This is a genomic window from Desulfoscipio gibsoniae DSM 7213, assembly GCF_000233715.2.
GTDB classification, from domain to species: domain Bacteria; phylum Bacillota; class Desulfotomaculia; order Desulfotomaculales; family Desulfallaceae; genus Sporotomaculum; species Sporotomaculum gibsoniae.
In genome coordinates, this window is the sequence record NC_021184.1 from 939,012 (window position 1) to 959,960 (window position 20,949).

A 20,949-nucleotide genomic window follows, 5' to 3' on the forward strand; every position below is an offset into this window, starting at 1 on the left:
AGGAAGTTGAACAGGGGCCGGGTATGTTTAAAGCCCGGCCCGACACGATATCTGAGGAAGCGGAGAAATGTAAAATGAAAAACCGGACATCGATAATTAACTATCTAATTGCGCTTGTCATGATATTGTGCCTGAATTTCATTTTACCCAGGCTTATGCCCGGAGACCCTCTGCTGGCAATATACGGGGATGAAGCTTTTATTGCCATGACGCCGGAACTCAAGGCGGAGCTGATTAGCCGGTTTGCCCTGGACCAGTCAACCGGCCAACAGTTTTGGACCTATATCAGTTCTCTTGTCAAGGGCGACCTTGGTTATTCTTATTATTATAACGCTCCGGTTATGGCTGTCATCCTTGGTTCACTGCCCTGGACTGTTTTACTGGTGGGCCTGGCTATTAGCATTTCCACTCTGATAGGAGTTGTTCTGGGTATGGAATCCGGATACAGGCGAGGCCGTCCGCTGGACCGTGCGCTTCTCGGCTCGGTGATGTTTGCCAGCGGCTTTCCCGACTTTTTCGTTGGTATTTTACTGTTGCTTTTTTTCGGTGTGGTGCTGGGGTTGGTGCCTCTGGCCGGGGCTGTTACACCATATGCCGGGTACAGCGGGCTTACATTTTTGACCGACTTGTTCAAACACCTGGCACTGCCTTTAACTGCGCTGGTTATGGTCAGGATTGCAGATCCCTTCCTTTTAACCAGAAATGCAATGGTTATCTCCCTTGGCGAACCATTTATATTTACTGCCAGGGCCAAGGGGTGTTCCGACAAGGTTATCAGATACAGGCATGCGGGTAAGAACTCCTTGCTGCCGGTGGTTACCGCCACAGGCATGCAGCTGCCTCACATGGTGACGCGTGCGTTGTTCATAGAAATTGTTTTTTCTTATCCCGGGGTGGGATCATTGCTGTACAATGCTCTTTTGACCCGGGACTATCCCCTATTGCAGGGAATATTGCTGGTGTTGACCGTTACTGTTTTATTAGTTAATTTACTGGTGGACATTGTATATACCCGTCTTGACCCGAGGATTGCTTATGCATATTAACTTTGTTAAAGAAGTAAAAAGTGATTTTATGGGCCGCACCGGGCTGGTCATTCTCTTTAGCCTTCTGGCCCTGGCCCTGTTGGCGCCGCTTATGACCCATTACCGCCCGGAAGACTACACCGGGTTGATTTTTCAGCCGCCGTCCGCCCGGCACTGGCTGGGAACCAATGACGTGGGTCAGGATGTGTGGACACAGCTTCTTTACGGTGCGCGTAACTCTTTGCTGACCGGCAGCGGGGCGGCCGTTCTGGCGGTATTATTCAGCTTGCTGGTAGGCGGAAGCGCCGCTTTGCTGGGAAGTATATACGACCGGGTGTTGATGAGGCTGGTGGACGCTATGCTGATTATCCCGCCGGTTATTGTGGTCATCCTTGTCGCGGCTTATCTTAAGCCCAATCTATTATTACTGATCATTATTATTTCGACTTTTCTCTGGCCGGCAGGGGCAAGAATAGTCAGGGCGCAAATCCTTGCTTTAAAGGAAAGTATGCATGTGACAGCCGCGCGCAGTTTCGGCGGCGGCTGGATGTATGTGCTGAAACGGCATCTGGTGCCGGAAATGGGCCCCGTGCTTACCGCAATTATTATCCAGTTTGCCCGGCGGGCGGTTTTTATGGAAGCCGGACTTTCCTTCCTGGGGATTTCTGATCCATCTTTGATCAGCTGGGGGAAAATGATGCAGAACGCATTGCAATTCACCTATCTTGATGTCTGGAAGTGGTGGCTCTTGCCGCCCGGTTTCGCCCTTTCATTGACTATCATGGGATTTACCTTCACCGGAACTGCACTGGAAACCGTGATGAATCCACGTTTAAGAAAAGAGGTACACCATGCTGGAGATTAAAGGACTAAACGTATCTTATAATGGAACGCAGGTTTTAAACAATATAAATCTAAAGTTGGAAAAAGGGCAGTTTCTTTCCCTTATTGGAGAATCGGGTGCTGGTAAAACCACCTTGGGATTAAGTATAATGGGTCTTGTGGAGGGCAGCTGCTCCGGAACTGTGCTTTTCAATGACCGGGACTTGCTTTCCATGAAGGAAGAAGAACGCAGGGGGCTGCGAGGCTTAAAACTGGCCATGGTGTTTCAAAACGTGGAAAATACGATGCATCCTTTATATACCATCCAGGATCAGATAATGGAGGCAATGTTGGTGCATGGGGCCGGCGATAAGCACAAAGCTCTGGCCAGGGTTGCGGAAATACTGGCACTTGTAAAAATGGACGGCGACAGGGCGGCCAGGTATCCCCATCAGCTAAGCGGCGGGGAAAGGCAGCGGGCATTAATAGCCATGGCGCTGGTGAACGACCCGGAGGTGCTGATTCTGGACGAACCCACCGCATCATTGGATGCTTTCACCAAAAATGAAATCGTTCAGTTATTAAAGGAAATTGCCAGGGATAAAATCATTTTGCTGATAACCCATGACATAGCGGTAGCCGCCGAATTGTCAAATCAGATGGCCGTTTTATACGCAGGCAGAATAATTGAAACGGGTGGCACCGATCAATTGCTTACTAACCCGCGCCATCCCTATACCAGGGGATTATTGCGCTCTTATCCCGGCATGGACACCACCAAGGACTTACAGGGTATTCCGGGCAGAATGGCGCATAACGTTACAGGGTGCCCGTTTCACCCGCGCTGCACGCAACGGATAGATATTTGCGCTCTTAAAGTGCCGGAGCTGACTGATAACGGCCAGGGAATGATTGCTTGCCACCGGGGTGGTATTATCCCCGTGCTGGAGGTAAAAAAACTAAGCAAAAATTTCGGTTCCTTTAAAGCCGTTGATGATGTACAATTAACACTTTATGAAGGGGAAACACTGGCCCTGGTTGGAGAAAGCGGCTCCGGGAAAACCACTCTGGCCAAGACGGTGCTGGGTTTGCTCAAAGCTGATGCGGGAGAAATTTTTTATGACCTGGAAAAAGTTAACGCCAGGGACGCCAAATTTCACCGTCAGGTGCAAATGATTTTTCAAAATCCGAGAGAATCAATAAGCCACCGGATGAATGTTTTCCAGGCTGTGAAGGAGCCGCTGGATATCCATCGTCTGGGCAGTGAAGAAGAAAAGCTGGCCCTGGTCCGAGAGGCGCTGGAGGATGTGGAGCTCCCGTCCGATGACAATTTCCTTGCTAAATATCCCCACCACTTAAGCGGCGGGGAGAATCAAAGGGTATCCATTGCCCGGGCGCTGGTAATGAACCCCAGGGTTCTGGTTGCCGACGAACCGACTTCAGCCCTGGATGCCAGCGTGCAGGCCAAAATCATAAAACTGCTGCTTCACCTGCAGGAAAAGAAGGGGCTGGCCATTTTGCTCATTACCCATGACCTGGCCCTGGCCAGAAAAGCCAGCGACCGCATGGCGGTAATGCTTGCGGGGCGCATTGTGGAAGAAGGACCCACCGGCAGGGTGCTTGCCGTCCCCAGGCACACTTTCACTCAAAGCCTGCTGCAAAACAGCCGGGGTGGGCAGCTGTGCCTGAGCTGATATTGGCAAAGGCACCTCTGGTCCGGATAGTATTACGGAAGCGCGTATCGGGTGGATGAAAAAGGGTTGATGTCCTTTTAATCAGGTAAAGGTATGTCTGTCTGTCTTTTGCAGAAAGCTTTTAGAATCATTCGGGGAAAGTAAGATAAAAAGATAGTGTTATCAACAAGGCCACGGAGACCCGTATTCCTCTGTTATGGATGATATGTATCTTCGTGGTTTTTATTTTTATAACGAGGACGCCGGGTATAAAAAGTACTCTAAGCATGAAAGGGGTGCAAATATTGGATATTCAAAAAAGAATCGAAAACTAATATATATATTTTCAATCAAGCTTAAGATTTTACCGGTAATGGGCAATACAGTCGGGACGAGCATTAGATGAGACATGGGGACGTTTCCATCGTCTTATTGTCGACAGAGTGAGGGGACATAGAACATTTCCCGTTGCTTACGATAACAGAGAAGAAAACCCATCATTTCGGGGAATGTCCATGATCTCTTCGCCGCGTCCTTAGAACAGTTGTTACATCTGCGGCCGCTGCGGTAGAGCCAGCCCTGTGTTGCAGTAATGTGAGAATATTCGGGACAGCTGCAAAAATCCCGGCTCCAGGTTGCCTGTATCGGATTGTCTTGGGTGCCCCTCACTTTAGTGGGGGAGTGGGTCACTTAGCTATAATCAACAAAAGGACAGTAACTATGCATATTAATTATGTCCAGCGGGTCAAACAAAATAATATTGCCCGGGTGGGTATCGTACTTTTAGGCCTGATCATTCTTGTCGCGCTGTTAGGTCCTGTGCTGGTACCCCACTCCCCAATGCAGGCCAAGGTATTAAAGCTGCTGCTTAACCTGCAGGAAAAGCGGGGGCTGGCCATTTTATTTATTACTCATGATATTGCCCTGGCCCGTAAAATGAGTGACCGGATCGCCGTTATGTGGGAGGGCCGCATTGTGGAGGAAGGTCCCGCAGGAGAAATTACAGCCAACCCGCGCACCGAATACGCCAGGCAATTGCTGCAAAACGCGGCTAATTTAAGAGTTCGTGATAAGCAGTTGTAAGTGATTAATTATTAACGTTTGCTTCGGTGCCGGGTGTTGAAAGGTTGAAAGATTAAAAAATCTTTCAACCTTTCAACACCCGGCACCGGTGTAACCGGTAGTCAGTACCAGCACGGTGGTGCCGACTGTCCTAAAAGTACAAGTCCCTTTGGCCCTGCTCGATTAATTTTAAGCGCTCTTCGGTGAGCCGGCGGGTTTTTATGTTGGTGATTTCGGCCAGGTGGGTTTGGATGGTTTTTTCACCCACGGCCCTGGTCTCGGGTGATGCGTAGTCCATCAAGTATTCTTTAAAGGTTAAGATGGCGTTTGGCTGGCAGACGTTTTGAATTTGTCCGCTTTTGGCCAGGGGCATAAACCGGTCCCCGGTACGACCGCTCCGGTAACAGGCAGTGCAAAAACTGGGGATATAACCTGAGAGACAGACACTGCGCAGCATTTCATCCGGGCTGCGGTGATCTTCTATCTGGAACTGCGGTGCTTCATTGTTGGCATTATCTCTACCATTGCCATTATCGCTGATACTGCTGCTGTTACCGTTACTACTGTTGATACTGCTAGTAGCGCTGCCGTCGCTCAAACTCTTACTGGCACTGCTACCGTAATTACCACTGCCTTTGACGTTACTCCCACTTGCGCCACTGGCACAAGCACATGAGCCGGTGGATTTGCGCTGGTGCTCCTGCTGGTAGCCGCCTACTCCGGTGCAGGAACCTGCACTGATTTGGGAAATGCCCACGGTGAGCAGTTCGTCCCGGAATTCAGCCGGTTCCCGGGTGGACAGAATCATGCCGGTATAGGGCACGGCCAGGCGAAGCACGGCGATAATTTTCTTAAATGCCGCGTCGTCCACCAAATAAGGGAAGTTATCGTAGTTAACGCCCTGGGCCGGGCGCAGCCGGGGCACCGATAATGTGTGCGGGCCAACTCCAAAGGATTCCTCCAGGTGCAGAGCGTGCAGCAGCATGGCCAGTACCTCATATTTGTAATCGTACAGGCCGAAAAGCACCCCCAGGCCCACATCATCTATACCCCCCTGCATGGCCCGGTCCATGGCGGTGGTGTGGTAATCATAGTCATGTTTGGGGCCGCTGGGGTGCATGGCTGCGTAAGTCTGCCGGTGATAGGTTTCCTGGAACAATATATAAGTGCCGATGCCGGCCTCCTTGAGCAGGCGGTAGTTTTCTACCGTGGTGGCGGCGATGTTCACATTGACCCGCCGGATGCTGCCGTTGGCTTCTTTTACAGCATAGATGGTTTTAATGGAATCCAATACATAATCTATGGTACAGTTTTGGGGATCTTCCCCGGCTTCCAGGGCCAGCCGTTTGTGCCCAAGTTCCTCCAACAATATAACCTCTTCTTGTAGCTCCTCCGTTGTCAGCCGCCGCCGGGTGAATCGGTTATCGCGCCGGTAACCGCAGTAAACGCAGTTGTTAATGCAGTGGTTACTAATATATAGAGGCGCAAAAAGCACCAGCCGCCGCCCGTAAATGTTTTCTTTGATCTGGCGGGCCACCCGGTATATTTCCTCCAGCAATTCCTTATCTTCAATGTGTAAAAGTATGGCGCATTCATAGGGTGTCAGCCCTTTAGCCTGGCTTGCCCGGTCAATAATGCTCCGGGCCTGCGCTTTGTCTGCTTGCCGTGCCTCGGTTAAAAGGGTGTTGATTTGCTGTTCGTTAATGAAATCGGCCTGCATGGTGGGCATTTAAGAACCCTCCTTTAGATAAATTGGTAATATTTCACATTTTGCATTTTTAATAGGGCTTATAATGAGTGGTTGGGTTGAAGGTAAAGATTGGTTTGCATGTGTGTGCGCCGGTGTCATTTATCACTTTTATCATCAGTGAAAAAAGACTTCCGGTTTGTCTTTGTGGCGTGGCCTGGTCCGGAGGCCAGAGGCCTTCCCATCTCGGCAAGTAAAGCAGTTATTTCAGCCAGTGCGACGGCGGGCTTTTCACTGATATCTGCCTTTTGGGGGTAAATAAGATATTTAGACCGCACCGCCGGGGGGGTTAAATTGGGCATAATTACATTAGCCCCGCCGCTTAAAGCCATCCTCCGCCCGTCCGTGGTCAGTGTGCACAGTGCTGTGGTGGCCGGCAGGTGTGCCTGTGGGAGGCAAATTCGGGTTAAAGCCAGTGTTTTTAAAGTAAGCTCCAAACCGCCTGGCGCGGCATCTTTGAGCGGTGTGGCGGGGTGGGGCAAAAATGGTCCAATGCCTGCCATGTCTACATCAAGCTCCTGCATGAGCATTATATCTTGGGCCAGAGTATGCAGACTTTGGCCCGGCAGTCCCACCATATTGCCCGAGCCGGTCTGGTAGCCCAGTTCCTTGAGCCAGCACAGGCATTGCACCCGCTTGGACAGACTGGTATCGGGTTTTAGGTATTTAAAAAGCCGCTCGTCTGCAGTTTCCTGCTTCAGCAAGTAGCGATCGGCCCCGGCCTCCCGCCAGATTTTATAGGTTTGCCGGCTGTGCTCACCCAGGGATAAAGTGACGGCCAGATCGCAGCTGCTCTTAATTTTTTCAACTACCCGGGCAATGTCTGCCGGTCTGTAATACGGATCCTCACCCGACTGCAGCACCACCGTGCGAAAACCCAGGACAGCAGCCTCTCCGGCGGCGTCCAGTATCTGCTGTTCGGTAAGGCGGTAGCGGGGCAGGGAGCGGTTATCCCGGCGTAACCCGCAATACAGGCAATTTTTGCGGCAAAAGTTGGAGAACTCAATGATAGCCCGCAAGTGTACCGCTTCACCCACTTCACGCCTGCGCATCCGGTCGGCGGCGGACAGTAATTCCGGCATTTGTTCGGTACCAGCGGACAGAAGAGCCACAATATATTCTTCGTTAGGGGGTAAGCCTGCCGACAAGCTGTGCAGGGCGTCTTTGAAAGAGTCTATGGCCAACCACTCCAGTCTTTGATTACTGTATGTGCGGATATACTGTGTGAACCGGGACGGTTGTAGAGATGTCCGTTCCATGTTCCGGTCAGTATGCGGATTTGATACCGACCGTCGCCCATGGCCATTGAGCCGGCATTATTTCGCTATTAATAATCTTTAAGTAAATTTTGCAAGTCCGTGTATCGGGCCAGAGGGGCCAGGGCCCGGGGTAAAATACCCAGCATATAGGCGATTAAAACACCGTAGTTGACCACAGGCACGCCTTCGGATCGGGCTGAGATGATGCGGCTGAGCATCTCCCGGCGGTTAATCATGCAGGCACCGCAATGTACAACTAGTTTGTAACGGGCTAGGCCGGGTGGCAGTGCGGCTCCGCTGCACCAATCAAATTGCAGCTCGCCGCCTACTTTTTGGCGCAGCCAGCGGGGAATTTTGACGGTGCCGATGTCATCCTCCTGACGGTGATGGGTGCAGGCCTCGGCAATAAGTACTTTATCACCCGGTTGCAATCTTTCTACAGCCAGGGCACCCTCCACCAACGTGGTCAGCTCACCTTTATACCGGGCGAAAAGGATGGAGAATGAAGTCAGGGGTACGCTGCCCGGTATGATGGCGTCCACTTCTTTAAAAACCTGGGAATCAGTGATCACCAGCGCAGGCGGTTGGGACAGGCGGCCCAGCGCGGCCTTTAGCTCTGTTTCCCGCACCACCATGTTCAGGCAGCCGTGATCCAATAAATCTCGGATAGTCTGTACCTGGGGCAGAATCAATCGCCCTTTGGGTGCTGCTTTGTCGATAGGTGTTACCAGTAGCACTAATTCTCCAGGTGATACCAGGTCAGCGGCGATGGTGGGCTCGGCCCAGTCGGTGGGGGCATGCTTAATAATGGCCTGCTTAAGCTCGGCAAGGCCTTGCCCGGTTACCGCGCTTACTTTTATCCAGGGTATCCCGGGTTCGGGTTGCGTGTCCGGGCCCGCAGCCTGGTCAACACTTGCTGCGGGTTGCGCGGCCAAGTCTGCTGTCGGGACATTGCCGCTCACAGGCGATGCGGCTAAGCCATTGGTTTCCATGCCCGGCCTCGGCGATTTAGCCAGTTCAGTTTTCCGGTCGCCCGCCGGTGGTTGTGGCTTCAGGTCGGTTTTGTTTAACACACCAATAACCGGCAGTTTTCTTTGCCTGGCGGCTTCTATCAGGGATTGCTCAGTTGTCCCCAAACTCTGCTGCCCGTCTACCACCAGCAGGGCCAGGTCGGTTTTATCCAGCACTGCCAGGCTTTTTTGCACCCGCTGGTGCCCCAGTACCCCATCGTCGTCCAGGCCGGCGGTATCAATAAGCACCACGGGCCCGATTGGTAGTATCTCCATAGATTTGTAAACCGGGTCGGTGGTTGTGCCGGCTACGGGCGATACAATGGCCAGGTTCTGCCTGGTAAGGGCGTTAATTAGACTGGATTTGCCTGCATTGCGTCGCCCGAACAAAGCTATATGTATCCTGCTGCCCCGGGGCGTGTCTTGCATGTGCTCATCTCCTTGGTAATAATCTTAAACGTGTACCATGGCATTGCAGTAATTGCATGCTGTATTATCTCTTTCTAAAAAAATCGGCTACCTTTAGATAACCTCAATATGCAGCTTAGTTGGTGGTTTGATCCTCTTAAATGCGGCATTATTTCAGCGGGTTACCAGCGCGCTTTTTACCCGCACACCGCTTATATTGCCCAGTTTACCGGTTAAAGCGCCTATTTCGTCGGTGCTGCCGTCGACAATAAGTGAGATTACGGACAGTCCCCTCTCCCGGTAGGGTATACCCATGCGTCCCACGATTACTTCACCATAGCCGCTTAAAATGGAGTTAATCCTGGGTGCCTGCTCCCGGTTTTCAACTACAATACCGATAACACCAATCCGCCTTTCTAATACCATAAAACCATCTCCTTTTTGGCCTGACAGTAAAGCATGGTCGACAGGTTTTTCTTTTTAAGAGTTGACCGATTGTGTAAATAACCCGCTAAAAAAGTAAACGGCCTGCTTTCACCCACATAAAGGTAAACAGGCCGTAAAAGGCAAGCAAATAAAACCTTGCTCCCTTGACCTCAGTACCGCTGGTACTTTATGCCTCAGGGTGATGCCAGATAAGGTTATGCTAATCCTTCCGTACAGGTGTTCCAACCCATACCGGTCAGATATGATTGATCTTTTGATTTTACGCTATTATATATGCCAATTATTATACTGGCAAGATAAATAAAAAATATTTACACAAGGAAATAAAAACCAGACAAACAGCATGGTTGCTTTATTTGTCCAGTTCTAAATATTAGTTATTAGCTATTTAATTATTGATTTTTCCGGCTAAAAGCAATATTATAATAAAAATAATTAATTGAAAATTATAAACGATACTTATTGTAAAAGCAAGCTAATAATAAATTATTTTTATTGAACCTAATTATTAGGTCAACTATAGATGCTTAAAGTTTTGCTTTTCCAAATTACGATTCATCAGTTCCAAAATAAAATTTTAAGGGGGATGTAAGGGATGTTTAGCGGATTTTTTCAACCGACTCACCTGATTCTCATTCTCGTAGTGGTGCTAATTGTTTTTGGGCCCGGCAAACTGCCCGATGCCGCCAAAGCTATGGGCAAGGCACTGCGGGATATGAGGAACTCTTTCGCGGAAGATGAGGAAAAGAAAGAGAGCAAACCAAGCAAGGAAGGGATAGTAGTGGCCACTAAAAATGAATCTGGTAATGCATCTGCTACTGTTCAGAATGCCCCGCAAAGCACCAATTTGCAGTAACGGCCTGACCCAATAATGCAAAGCAATTTGTCAAGTTGAACCAATTATTACAAAGGAGGTGGCGTAAATAAACCAGCAGGCATCCCAGTATGAAGAAGAATCGATAATGCAGCATCTGGAGGAACTGCGCCGGGTAATCATTATTTCAATAATCTCCACCTTTGTAATGGCGGGGGTGTGCTGGTTTTTAAGCGATTTAGTACTCAGGATATTGCTGGAACCGGTGACTAACAAAGGTCATGATATTATTTATATCGGAGTTACCGAAGCAATTATGACCAAGCTTAAGCTTGCCTTTTTCCTGGGTTTTTTGGCTTCTTTGCCGGTGACCCTCTGGCAATTTTGGGGGTTTATTATTCCCGCTCTGCGTAAGATGGAGCGTATTTATTTCACTCTCTTTGTGTTATTCTCCTTTTTGCTTTTCATCGGCGGCGTAGCCTTTGGATTTCTGGTGGTTTTCCGCATGTGTGTCAATTTTTTGCTGAGTTACGGGGGCAAGGAACTGGTTCCCATGCTCACCATCGGCAAATACGTGTCTTTTACTTTAAACTTTTTACTGCCCTTCGGGCTGATTTTTGAACTGCCCCTGGCCAGTTTTTTCCTGGCCAAGCTTGGTGTAATCAACTATCGGATGATGGTTAAAGCACGGAAAATAGCCATCGTGGCTTCGGTAGTGATTGCCTCTGCGCTGGTGGCCTCCCCTGAAATATTCTCGGTACTGCTGATGGCAGCCCCCATGTATCTGTTATACGAAATCAGCGCCACCATTGTCCGTGTGGTTGAGTGGTCGGCGTATCGCAAACAGGCAGGTAAAACATTTAATTTAAAATCGACTTTTAAACGCCTGCTGCGTAAGATCAGGCGGCGTGGCGCAATGGTTGAATAATTCTAGATCCATTAAATGCAGTAGATGGTTTCAGAAATATTTGATTAAACCTTTAGTTTATTTTAAAGTTTAAGTTTGACCCAAGGAGGATTTATTATGGACGACCATGTCAAGGAAGAGGATCAGCAGCTAAAAAGGCAGGTGACCAGACGGTCTTTTTTGAAAATGATGGGTGGTCTGGGGCTGGCCGGTATTACGATGAGCCTGGCCGGCTGCGGTGCGACATCGGTGGCGGGGCAGGCCGGCGGGGATGGCTGGCTGCCCCAGCAGTATCAGGGGCGGGGTGCCTGGCCGGCCCAGGTGCGGGGGCGGGTGCCCATTACCCCTGATAACCCCTCTATTGTCCGGGATGATCAAAAGTGCATTTTATGCGGGCAATGCCTGGAAGTATGTAAAAACGTCCAGACGGTAGTTGGACACTATGGACTGCCCCTGGCGGATGAAGTGGTTTGCATTAATTGCGGGCAGTGCGCTCTGTGGTGCCCCACCGCGGCCATTACCGAGCGGGATGATACTCAAAAGGTTCTGCAGGCCATCCAGGACCCGAATAAACATGTAGTGGTGCAAACAGCTCCGGCTACCAGGGTGGCGCTGGGTGAAGAATTCGGGCTGCCCCCGGGCACCTGGGTGGCGGGCCAGCAGGTGGCGGCATTAAAACGCCTGGGTTTTGACGGGGTATTTGATACCAGTTTTACCGCTGACCTGACCATTATGGAAGAAGCCACCGAATTGATTAAACGAATTACAGGTGGCACAAATATGCCGCTGCCCCAGTTTACATCCTGCAGTCCGGGCTGGGTTAAGTTCTGCGAGTACTTCTATCCGGATCTACTGCCCCATATGTCCAGCTGCAAATCCCCGCAGCAAATGCTGGGTGCCCTTGTCAAAACATACTATGCCAAAGCGAAAAACATAGCCCCCGAGAACATTTTCTCAGTGTCCATTATGCCCTGCACAGCCAAGAAATTCGAGATGCAGCGCCCGGAAATGAACAGCAGTGCCCATTACTGGCACCAAGAGGGGTTGCGGGATATAGATGCGGTGCTAACCACCCGTGAACTAGCCAGGATGATCAAACAGCAAAACATCGATTTGAACAAACTACCGGAACAAAATTATGACCCCTTGATGGGCGAAAGTACCGGCGGCGCCATTATTTTCGGTGCCACAGGTGGCGTGATGGAGGCGGCGGTGCGTACTGCTTATTACTTTATAACCGAGCAGCAGCCTCCTGCCAATCTGCTGACTCTGACTCCGGTACGCGGATTGGAAGGGGTTAAGGAGGCGGCGGTGGATGTGCCCGGTGTGGGCACTGTGAAGGTGGCGGTTTGCCACGGCATGAGCAATGGCCGGCAGGTGCTGGAGGCGGTGCGCAAGGGTAACGCGCCTTGGCATTTTGTGGAGTTTATGTGCTGTCCCGGTGGGTGCATCAGCGGTGGCGGGCAGCCACGGTCTGCGGTGCCGCCCTCGGATGAGGTGCGCATGCAGAGAATCAACAGCCTGTACCAGGCGGATGCCCGGGCACAGCGGCGTGAGAGCCATGAAAACGCCGAGGTGCTGGCCCTGTATCAAAACTTTTTAAAGCATCCCATGAGTGAGCTGGCCGAGGAGTTGCTGCATACCAAATATACCGACCGGGGCAAAAAGGTTAAAGAAATGACAGCTTAATGATTACTTTTCATATGGAATTATTGTTTTGGTTCTACGTGGTCAGCTTATTTATATGATGCTGGTTTCAGTTGTTTGAATACTATTGAAAAGGTAGGTGAATGGCTTGTCCAAGGGAGTTTTAGTTGATATCACCAGGTGCGTGGGCTGCGGCAGTTGTGAGGTAGCCTGCAAAATGTGGAATAATTTGCAGTATAAACAATCTGTTCAGGATCAGGGCAGTGGCTTGGATGCTGAAAACTGGACCGTGGTTAATAGAGTGGAAACCGAGAAAGATAATGAACCGGTATGGCGGTTTGTTAAATACCAGTGCCTGCACTGCGAGGAACCGGCCTGTGTTTCGGCTTGTTTCTCCAAGGCCATTAGAAAAACAAAGGACGGCCCGGTGGTTTACGATGTAAATTTATGTGTGGGCTGTCGGTACTGTATGTTGGTCTGCCCTTTTAACGTCCCTAAATACGAGTGGGATAAAACCTTTCCCCAGGTGCGCAAATGCCAGATGTGTGCGGACCGCGTGCACGCCGGTGAAAGTCCGGCCTGTGTGGGTGTGTGCCCGGCGGGAGCGCTTACCTATGGCGAACGCAATAATTTGCTTGCCATGGCCAAGGAAAAAATAAACGGCGACAGCAGGTACATAAAGCACGTCTATGGTGAAAAAGAAGCCGGGGGTACAAGCTGGCTGTATATATCGGATATACCCTTTGAAACACTGGGCTTTCGCACCAACATCACTACTACGCCTCTACCCCATTACACTGAAAGTATACTGGGTTTGACACCGGCCGTGGGACTGGGTTGGGGAGCTTTGCTGACCGGTATGTATGTTTATAACCGCCGGCGCAATGAAATTAATCGTGAGGAGAAGAAGCCCGGTAAAAAATAATTTCACGCGCGCGGTGGGAAGCAGGGGGACGGTTCTCTTGCTTCCCCGAAGTGCGAATAAACAAATCAACAAGGAGGCTTTGTAATGGCCGTTAGTAATAGATGGCGTTTTACCATGACCCCCACCAGGTACGTGCTGATGGTGCTGGGTCTGGTGGGTGTGCTGCTGATGGTGTACCGCTTGGTATTCGGGTTGGGCAGTTCCACTAATTTAAACGATGAATGGCCCTGGGGTTTGTGGATTGGTTTTGATGTGCTTACCGGCGTAGCTCTGGCCGGTGGTGGTTATAGCACGGCGCTTTTGGTACATATCATGGGTATCAAAAAATTTAGTCCCATTGCCCGCAGTGCTATGTTAACTTCGTTAATCGGTTATTTACTGGTTATGGCCGGACTGTTTATGGATATCGGTCGCTGGTTTAACTTCTGGCGCCCGTTTGTTTCGTGGGGCTATCATAGTGTTTTGTTTGAAGTGTTTTGGTGCGTGTCCCTTTACACAATGATTCAGTTGCTGGAATTTGGCGAAGTGGCCACTGAAAAGGTGCAAAAACGCTGGCATGGATTTTTCAAGAAAATCATGCCTGTGTTGTTGATCATTGGTGTGCTGTTGCCCACGCTGCACCAGTCCTCACTGGGTTCACTTTATGTGATGGAAGTGGGCAAACTATATCCGCTGTGGTGGTCCATGCTGCTGCCGATATTCTTTTTAATGTCATCCTTCTTTGTTGGTCCGGCGATGGTAACGGTGGAAACCATGCTGGGGGCCCGGGCCCACGGGCATAGACCGGATCTTGGTGTTCTGCAGTCTTTAATAAAGGTATCGGGCTATATGATGCTTGTATACCTGGCGCTCAAAGTGGGTGACCTGGTATACCGCGGGGCTACCGGCCTAGTTTTTACAGGCAATATGGAAGGTAATATGTTTTTACTGGAAATGTTAATCGGGGTAATTATTCCTATTATAATTTGTTTCACCCCCAAACTACGCAACAGCGTGGGTGGTTTAGTAACCTTTGGGGTGTTGGTGGTAGCTGGGGTCATTATCAACCGGATGAACGTGGTGTTCACCGGCATGGCTGATTTTATGGGCGGAGCTTATTTCCCTTCAGTCATTGAATGGTTGGTTAGTATTGGCTTGTTGGCCATTGGCGTGCTTGGTTATTTGTTTATAGTGGAGAATTTCAATGTTCTGCCCAAACACAAGCATGAACATAGCCATGCACCTACCCCCAATGTAGTGGTGAAAGGGAAAAAGGCGGTTAAATATTCAGCCTAAAGCAAATCCTGGCTGCGGTGTGCAGGCTAACACATGGTAGCAGCGGGGAAGCAGGGGAGACGTTCTCTTGCTTCCCCGCTGTGTGATTTTTATTAAAAAAGTCCCGGTGCTTAACGCGGGATTTTTTTTAAAGCTCTTTAATACTGGGCTACAAAATCAATAAAATCAATTCTGGTTTCCGATATATTGTCAATCTGCACCACCAGGTCACTGGATGTTGCCGTGGGCTTAATGCTCACCGGAACCGGGTTTTTTCCTTTATCAATTGTCCCTTCCCATACCGTTTTCTTGTCCATTGTTATTCTTATTTGTACCGGTTTGGCACCAGCCGGGTTTGCGTCATCCAGTGCAATGGAACCGCTGATTTCCTTAATATTCTTACCGCCTATTTTAAAGGTAATATCGCCTTTACTCCAACCCTTCTTACCTGCTAAGTAAAAAACCATAATACAATTTGTCGTAAATGCGACTAAATTGTATTATCTTTTGTGTTATTATAAATTGACTATTATTTATAAATATATTATTTTGAAAATTTAGAAAGGAAGTGGTGCTATTGGCTAAAGGAAAAAAATGTGAGCAAATGCAAGTAAAAAAGAACCGCAGGGATTCATGCCCTGTGATGGACATGTACACAATGGTGGAACCGAATATTAACATTCGTAATATAAAACATTAAAGATTTAATCCGAAAGATACATATGACAAATCCTTCTCCTGTCAATTAGTCAGTAGAATACTAAACATAAAGGAGATGTGGCTTCTATGAGTAGTCTTAGTAGCAGTATACAGAGCCTTTGGCAGTATATGTGGCAGCTTAGTAAGCAGACCAAAAGACTAATGCGTTTCGATATGGTTGCCATGGTCGATAATGGCAATTTGTCTAAAAAAGAGCGTAAACTTGCTGATCAGGTGCTGCCCGGAGGCGCTGGCTCCCCGGGCGGCGGCAATTCCGGTGGATCTAATAATAATGGTTCTAACGGCGGGAGCTATAACTTGGCCAAAAAAGTTGGCCTTTTTTTGGGACCCGGCTTGTTTTTATTGGTCTTATTAATGCCTACGCCTGCTGATATGACGCCGGTAGCCAAGTCAGTACTGGCCAGTACAGCCTGGATTGCCACCTGGTGGATTACCGAGGCCATTCCCATCCCGGCTACCTCCCTTTTGCCCATAGTGTTGTTTCCTTTATTGGGCGCCCAAGATGTTAAAACCACAACGTCATCCTATGGTGACAATACAGTGTTTCTCTTTATGGGAGGTTTTTTGATCGCCGCAGCTATGGAACGCTGGAACCTGCACCGGCGCATTGCTTTAAACATCATCAAATTGGTTGGTACAGGCCCTAAAACAATTATTCTCGGCTTTATGGTTGCCACAGCTTTTCTTTCCATGTGGATTTCCAACACCGCGACAGCTATGATGATGATGCCCATTGGACTTGCGGTAATTTTGCAAGTCGCCCTTTTGCTGAAGGAACAGGGATCGGATATCGATACTTCGGTGGGTAAATTTAATTTTGGGACTGCACTTATGCTGGGGATTGCTTATGCGGCCTCCATCGGCGGCGTGGCAACCATTATAGGCACTCCGCCAAACGGAATTTTTGTGGGCGTGGTCAAGGAGATGTGGGGCCAGGATATATCCTTTGCTTCCTGGCTGGCTTACGGCATTCCCCTCGCTGTTGTAACCTTGATTTTTGCCTGGTGGTATTTGACCAGCGTGGCTTACCCCGTCAAGATAAAAGAGCTTCCGGGCGGGATGAGAGTAATTAATGATGAAATTCAGAAACTTGGCCCCATAAGCAAGGCCGAGACCCAGGTGGCTGCTGTATTTGTTCTGGTGGCGCTTTTGTGGATCTCAAGTTCCTTCGTATTGAAAGATTTTATTCCCATGATTAATGATGCCACTATCAGTATTTTAGGGGCTTTACTGCTCTTCTTACTGCCGGTAAACCTGGCCAAGGGGCAATTCGTGCTTGATTGGGAGAGCGCTTTGAAAATCCCCTGGGGGATTCTATTGCTTTTTGGCGGGGGCATTTCCCTGGCCGGCGGCTTTAAAAGCAGTGGCCTGGCCGAGTGGATCGCCACCAGGCTGGTCGGCCTCGAAGGTGCTCCTATGTTGGTAATTGTGCTGGCAGTTACCGCCATGACCATTTTCCTGACCGAAGTAACTTCCAATACGGCTACCGCTACCATGCTGATGCCGGTGATGGCCTCCATGGGTGTAGCCATGGGTATTCATCCCTACGTTCTAATGATTACTGCGGCCATTGCTTGCTCTTACGCCTTTATGCTGCCGGTGGCTACGCCGCCCAATGCAGTTGTATTTGGAACCGGCTATGTGACCATACCGCAGATGGTTAGGGCAGGTTTTTGGTTAAATATTTTTGGAATTTTGGCCATCACAGCCCTTACCATCTATTACCTACCGTTGGTTTGGGGCATAAGCTTTACCACTTTGCCGACCTGGATTAACTAAAAATTGATGGTTTTTATCTATGGCATGATTAGTTGATTAAAAGCTAAGCTCAAAACTCTACGGTTATAGTTGCCGGAATTCACAGGTAATTTGGTTGTCATAAAAACGAATCAATAAGGCGAAGGCCGGTTTTAATATGCCGGCTTTCGCCTTTTCAATTAAAGAAATGTAATTTAGTAGGTACTGTGTTATTATCCAAGTCTAATTTATTTATAACGTAACAGGCATTTTTAACGGCCGCTAAATTATCTCTTTGAATAGGGTTAAAATATCATCTACCTTTTTATTTAATAACAACTAAAACTTGATCCGATTGAACATGTTCCTGCACTGCTACCTTAATTTCTAAAACTGTGCCGGGAACCGGTGCAACAATTGGGTTCTCCATTTTCATTGCTTCCAAGATCATTAATTCATCTTCGGTATTAACCTTATCTCCAACTTGGACAAAAATTTCAGTAATAATTCCCGGCATCGGGGATAATACACTACCAATCATTTTATTACCTTCCTTCTCCATATCTCTCCTAATACCAATAATCATTTTCTCACAAGCCACTCATGAAAATGGTTTTTAATCACTATGCTTCGTGACTGCCGGCATTGGTAAGCATTTTTTGATCAAAAGCAGCTGTTTAACACCTCATACCTCGTGTTTTTATGCCCAATCTTAACTGTTCTGTTGGATAAACCATTTCTATCCACTTACACAGGAGGGGCCTGGTTTCTCTGGGATCTATTATGTCCTCTATACCAAATGCCTCAGCTGTTCGGAAGGGAGATGCATATCCTCTGTACATTTCCATAAGTTCATCAAGGCGTGTCGTAGGGTTTTCCGACTTTTCTATTTCACTACGATGGGCGGCAAAAACACCTCCCTCAACAGGTATGTTGCCCCAAACTGCTGAAGGCCAGGCATAACGCCAATTTAATTGGTTAGGATTTGATTGGGCTCCCCCGGCGACTCCAAAACACTTGCGTATATATATGGTTGCCCATGGAATGGTTGCTTGGAGAACAGAAAAGCTTGCTCTGACCCCTTTACGAATCGTGCCAAATTCTTCGGATTGCCTGCCAATGAAGAAACCGGGCTGATCTACTAAATTTATAATTGGAATATGGAAAGTATCGCACATGTCAACAAAACGCTGGAATTTTTCAGCTACATCCCAGGCGAAGGCTCCTGCCCTGAATTTATTATTATTGGCAAGAACGCCAACGGGAAAGCCATTTAAGCGGGCAAGCCCGGTTATTTGCGACTGCCCCTGGTACCTGGCAATTTCAAAAAATGAATCTTTGTCGAATATAAGTTCAATTACTTTACGCATGTTATAAGTTTTTTGAGGTTTTCTGGGCACTATGGATAAGAGTTCTTCTTCCTGGCGTTGGCTGTCATCTTTCTCCTGGTACTTGCGCTGAGGCATTTCCCAGACATTGGTGGGTAAGTAATCCAAAAATTTTTGAGCTTGTTCCATGGCGTCTTCTTCGTTATCAGCTACATTGTCTACCACACCGCTTATGCTGGCGTGAATTTTATAACCACCCAGGTCCTCTTTAGAAATATCTTGGCCAAAAGCCCATTTTACAAGAGGAGGTCCGCCCACAAAAACCTGGCACATTTCTTTAACCATTATTGAAAAGTGGGAAGCTACCATTAATTTAGCACCTATGCCGGAAACCGGTCCCATACCGATGGAAACCACCGGTACCATGGACATAAGTTCTGCCATATGTTGGGATGCAGCATCAGTTATAACTGGTAATTCAGTGTAGCCTATTTGAGCTATTTCCTTAATAGAGCCACCCGCGCCGTCAAGTAAGCGTACGACCGGAATCCTGAGCTCGTGAGCCATTTTTGTGATATATGCCAGTTTTGCTTTGTACATTCTCCCAACAGAAGCACCTTTTACGGTAAAGTCGTCTCCATGTACTGCAACTTTACGCCCGTTAATATCTGCCAGGCCCATTACTATGGGGCAGGGAATAAACTTGGTTAAATTATTTTTTTCATAAGCTGCTTCTCCCGCCATAACCCCTGTTTCCGAGAAAGAACCGGTATCAACAAGTGCGTCGATTCGCTGGCGAACTGTCATTTTGCCTTTACTATGCTGTTTTCTAACTCCCTCTTCGCCGCCCATTTGGTAAGCGATTTTTTTACGCCTTTCTATTTCATCAACTTCAGGTTTCCAAGTAATTATGGACACCTCCTATAATTTTTTTTGCTGCAATGCTACATAATTCTCCTTAGTTTTTATTTCTTTAATTGCTAATAAAATCCTTTTACAAATGTTCATATTATGTGTAACTGCCGTAGTAATTTAATAAAAATAAATCTATACACATCGAAAGAAATTAAAGGAGTAAGCATATAGAGTGGTGAAACAAATAAAAATAATTGACCAAGTCATTCAAACAATAATTATATACATTGCTGCAATCGATCTCGTACTTTTCATGCCCTTGCTCCCACCATCCGAAGCATTATGAAAATCTAAAATATCAGTGGTGATTAGATTGCAAATTAAACAGCTGGAAGCGTTTTTATTAATAGCCCAGTTGAAAAACTTCACCAAAGCGGCGGCGCAGCTGGATACGAGCCAGCCGGCGGTGAGTTTTCAGATCAAGTCTTTGGAAGAGGAACTGGGCATATTACTTTTTGAACGTACCGATAAAAAAGTTGTACTCACTGAAGCTGGCCGTCTGTTATATCCAATTGCTATGCAGATGATCCGTCAGTATAATAAAATCAAGGCTGGTATAGACGATTTGCGTGAGGTTAAGGCCGGGTACCTGATGCTGGGGGCCACTTCGGTGGCCGGAGAATGGCTGCTGCCGCTGTTTATCGGTGGTTTTCGTGAGCAATACCCGGCGGTATCGGTCGCCCTGCGGGTGGGGGACAGTGCCCAGGTCTCCCAGTGGTTAAAGGATAGGGAAGTGGAGATAGGAATAGCGGGATGTCCTGTCAAGGCCGAGGGTGTGGAGTGCGAGCCATGGGTAACCGATCATATGGTGATGATCACCCCGCCCTGGCACCCCATCAAGGGGGAGGAGGTGCCGCTGGCAGCGCTGACTAACGAGTCCATTATAGTGAGGGAAACTGGTTCGGGTAGCAGGCAGGCTCTGGAACAGCAGTTTTTAAAACACAATGTTACCCTGGATCAGTTCACCAGCCTGTTGGAGTTGGGCAGTACCCAGGCTTTAATTAATGCGGTGCGCTTGGGGCTGGGTATCAGTGTTGTGTCCCGCTGGGCGGTGGCTGAGCTGCTGGAAAGGGGCGCTTTGGGCGAGGTGACGGTGCCCGGGGTAAAACTAAGCTATGAGCTGTACCTGGCCTGGAACCGACCCGACCAGGAAAGCTTGGTTTCAAGAGCATTTCGTTCATTTATCAGTGATGAGGATATCAAACAACGGTTTATTCAAAGATCTTAGGGGGAAGCAGGGGGACGGTTC

18 protein-coding genes are annotated in these 20,949 nt (G+C 48.5%); 11 read left to right on the forward strand and 7 right to left on the reverse strand.

The genetic code is table 11. The features are described 5' to 3' along the window. Positions 1–23: 23 nt before the first annotated feature. From DESGI_RS04355 to DESGI_RS04375, 4 genes are all read left to right on the forward strand, one after another. Positions 24–1,046, forward strand: a complete 1,023-nt coding sequence (locus DESGI_RS04355; RefSeq protein ID WP_006521116.1) for an ABC transporter permease — start codon at positions 24–26, stop codon at positions 1,044–1,046. Next, positions 1,036–1,890, forward strand: coding sequence for an ABC transporter permease (locus tag DESGI_RS04360; protein WP_006521117.1), 855 nt, complete (start codon positions 1,036–1,038; stop codon positions 1,888–1,890). Before DESGI_RS04355 ends, DESGI_RS04360 begins: the two co-directional genes overlap by 11 nt. Continuing rightward, positions 1,877–3,541: an ABC transporter ATP-binding protein gene (locus DESGI_RS04365; RefSeq protein ID WP_006521118.1), complete on the forward strand. Its 1,665-nt coding sequence runs from the start codon at positions 1,877–1,879 to the stop codon at positions 3,539–3,541. Before DESGI_RS04360 ends, DESGI_RS04365 begins: the two co-directional genes overlap by 14 nt. A gap of 699 nt (positions 3,542–4,240) precedes the next feature. Beyond that, positions 4,241–4,603: a hypothetical protein gene (locus DESGI_RS04375; protein WP_006521119.1), complete on the forward strand. Its 363-nt coding sequence runs from the start codon at positions 4,241–4,243 to the stop codon at positions 4,601–4,603. 130 nt (positions 4,604–4,733) lie between these two features. On the opposite strand, the gene hydG is transcribed toward DESGI_RS04375, so the two are convergent. The 4 genes from hydG to DESGI_RS04395 all read right to left on the reverse strand — a co-directional run bounded on the left by hydG (position 4,734) and on the right by DESGI_RS04395 (position 9,432). Continuing rightward, positions 4,734–6,311, reverse strand: a complete 1,578-nt coding sequence (gene hydG, locus DESGI_RS04380; RefSeq protein WP_006521120.1) for a [FeFe] hydrogenase H-cluster radical SAM maturase HydG — start codon at positions 6,309–6,311, stop codon at positions 4,734–4,736. A gap of 116 nt (positions 6,312–6,427) precedes the next feature. Further along, complete coding sequence (gene hydE / locus DESGI_RS04385; RefSeq protein ID WP_006521121.1) at positions 6,428–7,588, reverse strand: [FeFe] hydrogenase H-cluster radical SAM maturase HydE; 1,161 nt, start codon at positions 7,586–7,588, stop codon at positions 6,428–6,430. A gap of 68 nt (positions 7,589–7,656) precedes the next feature. Further along, positions 7,657–9,027 (reverse strand): [FeFe] hydrogenase H-cluster maturation GTPase HydF, encoded by a 1,371-nt coding sequence (gene hydF / locus DESGI_RS04390; protein ID WP_006521122.1) that lies wholly within the window; start codon positions 9,025–9,027, stop codon positions 7,657–7,659. 153 nt (positions 9,028–9,180) lie between these two features. After that, positions 9,181–9,432: a TM1266 family iron-only hydrogenase system putative regulator gene (locus DESGI_RS04395; protein ID WP_006521123.1), complete on the reverse strand. Its 252-nt coding sequence runs from the start codon at positions 9,430–9,432 to the stop codon at positions 9,181–9,183. A gap of 616 nt (positions 9,433–10,048) precedes the next feature. Between DESGI_RS04395 and tatA the strand changes: the two genes are divergently transcribed. The 5 genes from tatA (at position 10,049) to nrfD (ending at position 15,021) form a co-directional block, all read left to right on the forward strand. Next, positions 10,049–10,309, forward strand: a complete 261-nt coding sequence (tatA, locus tag DESGI_RS04400) for a twin-arginine translocase TatA/TatE family subunit (RefSeq protein WP_006521124.1) — start codon at positions 10,049–10,051, stop codon at positions 10,307–10,309. 106 nt (positions 10,310–10,415) lie between these two features. After that, positions 10,416–11,195 carry a twin-arginine translocase subunit TatC gene (tatC, locus tag DESGI_RS04405; RefSeq protein WP_006521125.1) on the forward strand — a complete coding sequence of 260 codons (780 nt, stop codon included), beginning with the start codon at positions 10,416–10,418 and terminating at the stop codon, positions 11,193–11,195. A gap of 96 nt (positions 11,196–11,291) precedes the next feature. After that, complete coding sequence (locus tag DESGI_RS04410) at positions 11,292–12,863, forward strand: [FeFe] hydrogenase, group A (RefSeq protein WP_006521126.1); 1,572 nt, start codon at positions 11,292–11,294, stop codon at positions 12,861–12,863. A gap of 106 nt (positions 12,864–12,969) precedes the next feature. Beyond that, the gene (locus DESGI_RS04415) at positions 12,970–13,746 is read left to right on the forward strand and encodes a 4Fe-4S dicluster domain-containing protein (protein ID WP_006521127.1); all 777 of its coding nucleotides are present in this window, start codon (positions 12,970–12,972) and stop codon (positions 13,744–13,746) included. An 84-nt stretch (positions 13,747–13,830) separates the two neighbouring features. Continuing rightward, a complete protein-coding gene (nrfD, locus tag DESGI_RS04420; protein ID WP_006521128.1) occupies positions 13,831–15,021 on the forward strand; it encodes an NrfD/PsrC family molybdoenzyme membrane anchor subunit in 1,191 nt (396 codons plus the stop codon). A 137-nt stretch (positions 15,022–15,158) separates the two neighbouring features. On the opposite strand, the gene DESGI_RS04425 is transcribed toward nrfD, so the two are convergent. Beyond that, complete coding sequence (locus DESGI_RS04425; protein ID WP_006521129.1) at positions 15,159–15,467, reverse strand: NPCBM/NEW2 domain-containing protein; 309 nt, start codon at positions 15,465–15,467, stop codon at positions 15,159–15,161. A gap of 319 nt (positions 15,468–15,786) precedes the next feature. Between DESGI_RS04425 and DESGI_RS04430 the strand changes: the two genes are divergently transcribed. Next, on the forward strand, positions 15,787–17,499 hold the full coding sequence (locus tag DESGI_RS04430; protein ID WP_006521131.1) for an SLC13 family permease: 1,713 nt from the start codon (positions 15,787–15,789) through the stop codon (positions 17,497–17,499). Between the two features lie 283 nt (positions 17,500–17,782). On the opposite strand, the gene DESGI_RS04435 is transcribed toward DESGI_RS04430, so the two are convergent. Together DESGI_RS04435 and DESGI_RS04440 are read right to left on the reverse strand one after the other, a co-directional pair. Beyond that, positions 17,783–18,043 (reverse strand): biotin/lipoyl-containing protein, encoded by a 261-nt coding sequence (locus DESGI_RS04435; RefSeq protein ID WP_245561149.1) that lies wholly within the window; start codon positions 18,041–18,043, stop codon positions 17,783–17,785. Between the two features lie 91 nt (positions 18,044–18,134). Further along, the gene (locus tag DESGI_RS04440; RefSeq protein ID WP_006521133.1) at positions 18,135–19,703 is read right to left on the reverse strand and encodes an acyl-CoA carboxylase subunit beta; all 1,569 of its coding nucleotides are present in this window, start codon (positions 19,701–19,703) and stop codon (positions 18,135–18,137) included. Between the two features lie 301 nt (positions 19,704–20,004). Between DESGI_RS04440 and DESGI_RS04445 the strand changes: the two genes are divergently transcribed. After that, positions 20,005–20,928 (forward strand): selenium metabolism-associated LysR family transcriptional regulator, encoded by a 924-nt coding sequence (locus DESGI_RS04445; protein WP_435050889.1) that lies wholly within the window; start codon positions 20,005–20,007, stop codon positions 20,926–20,928. Positions 20,929–20,949 lie beyond the last annotated feature (21 nt).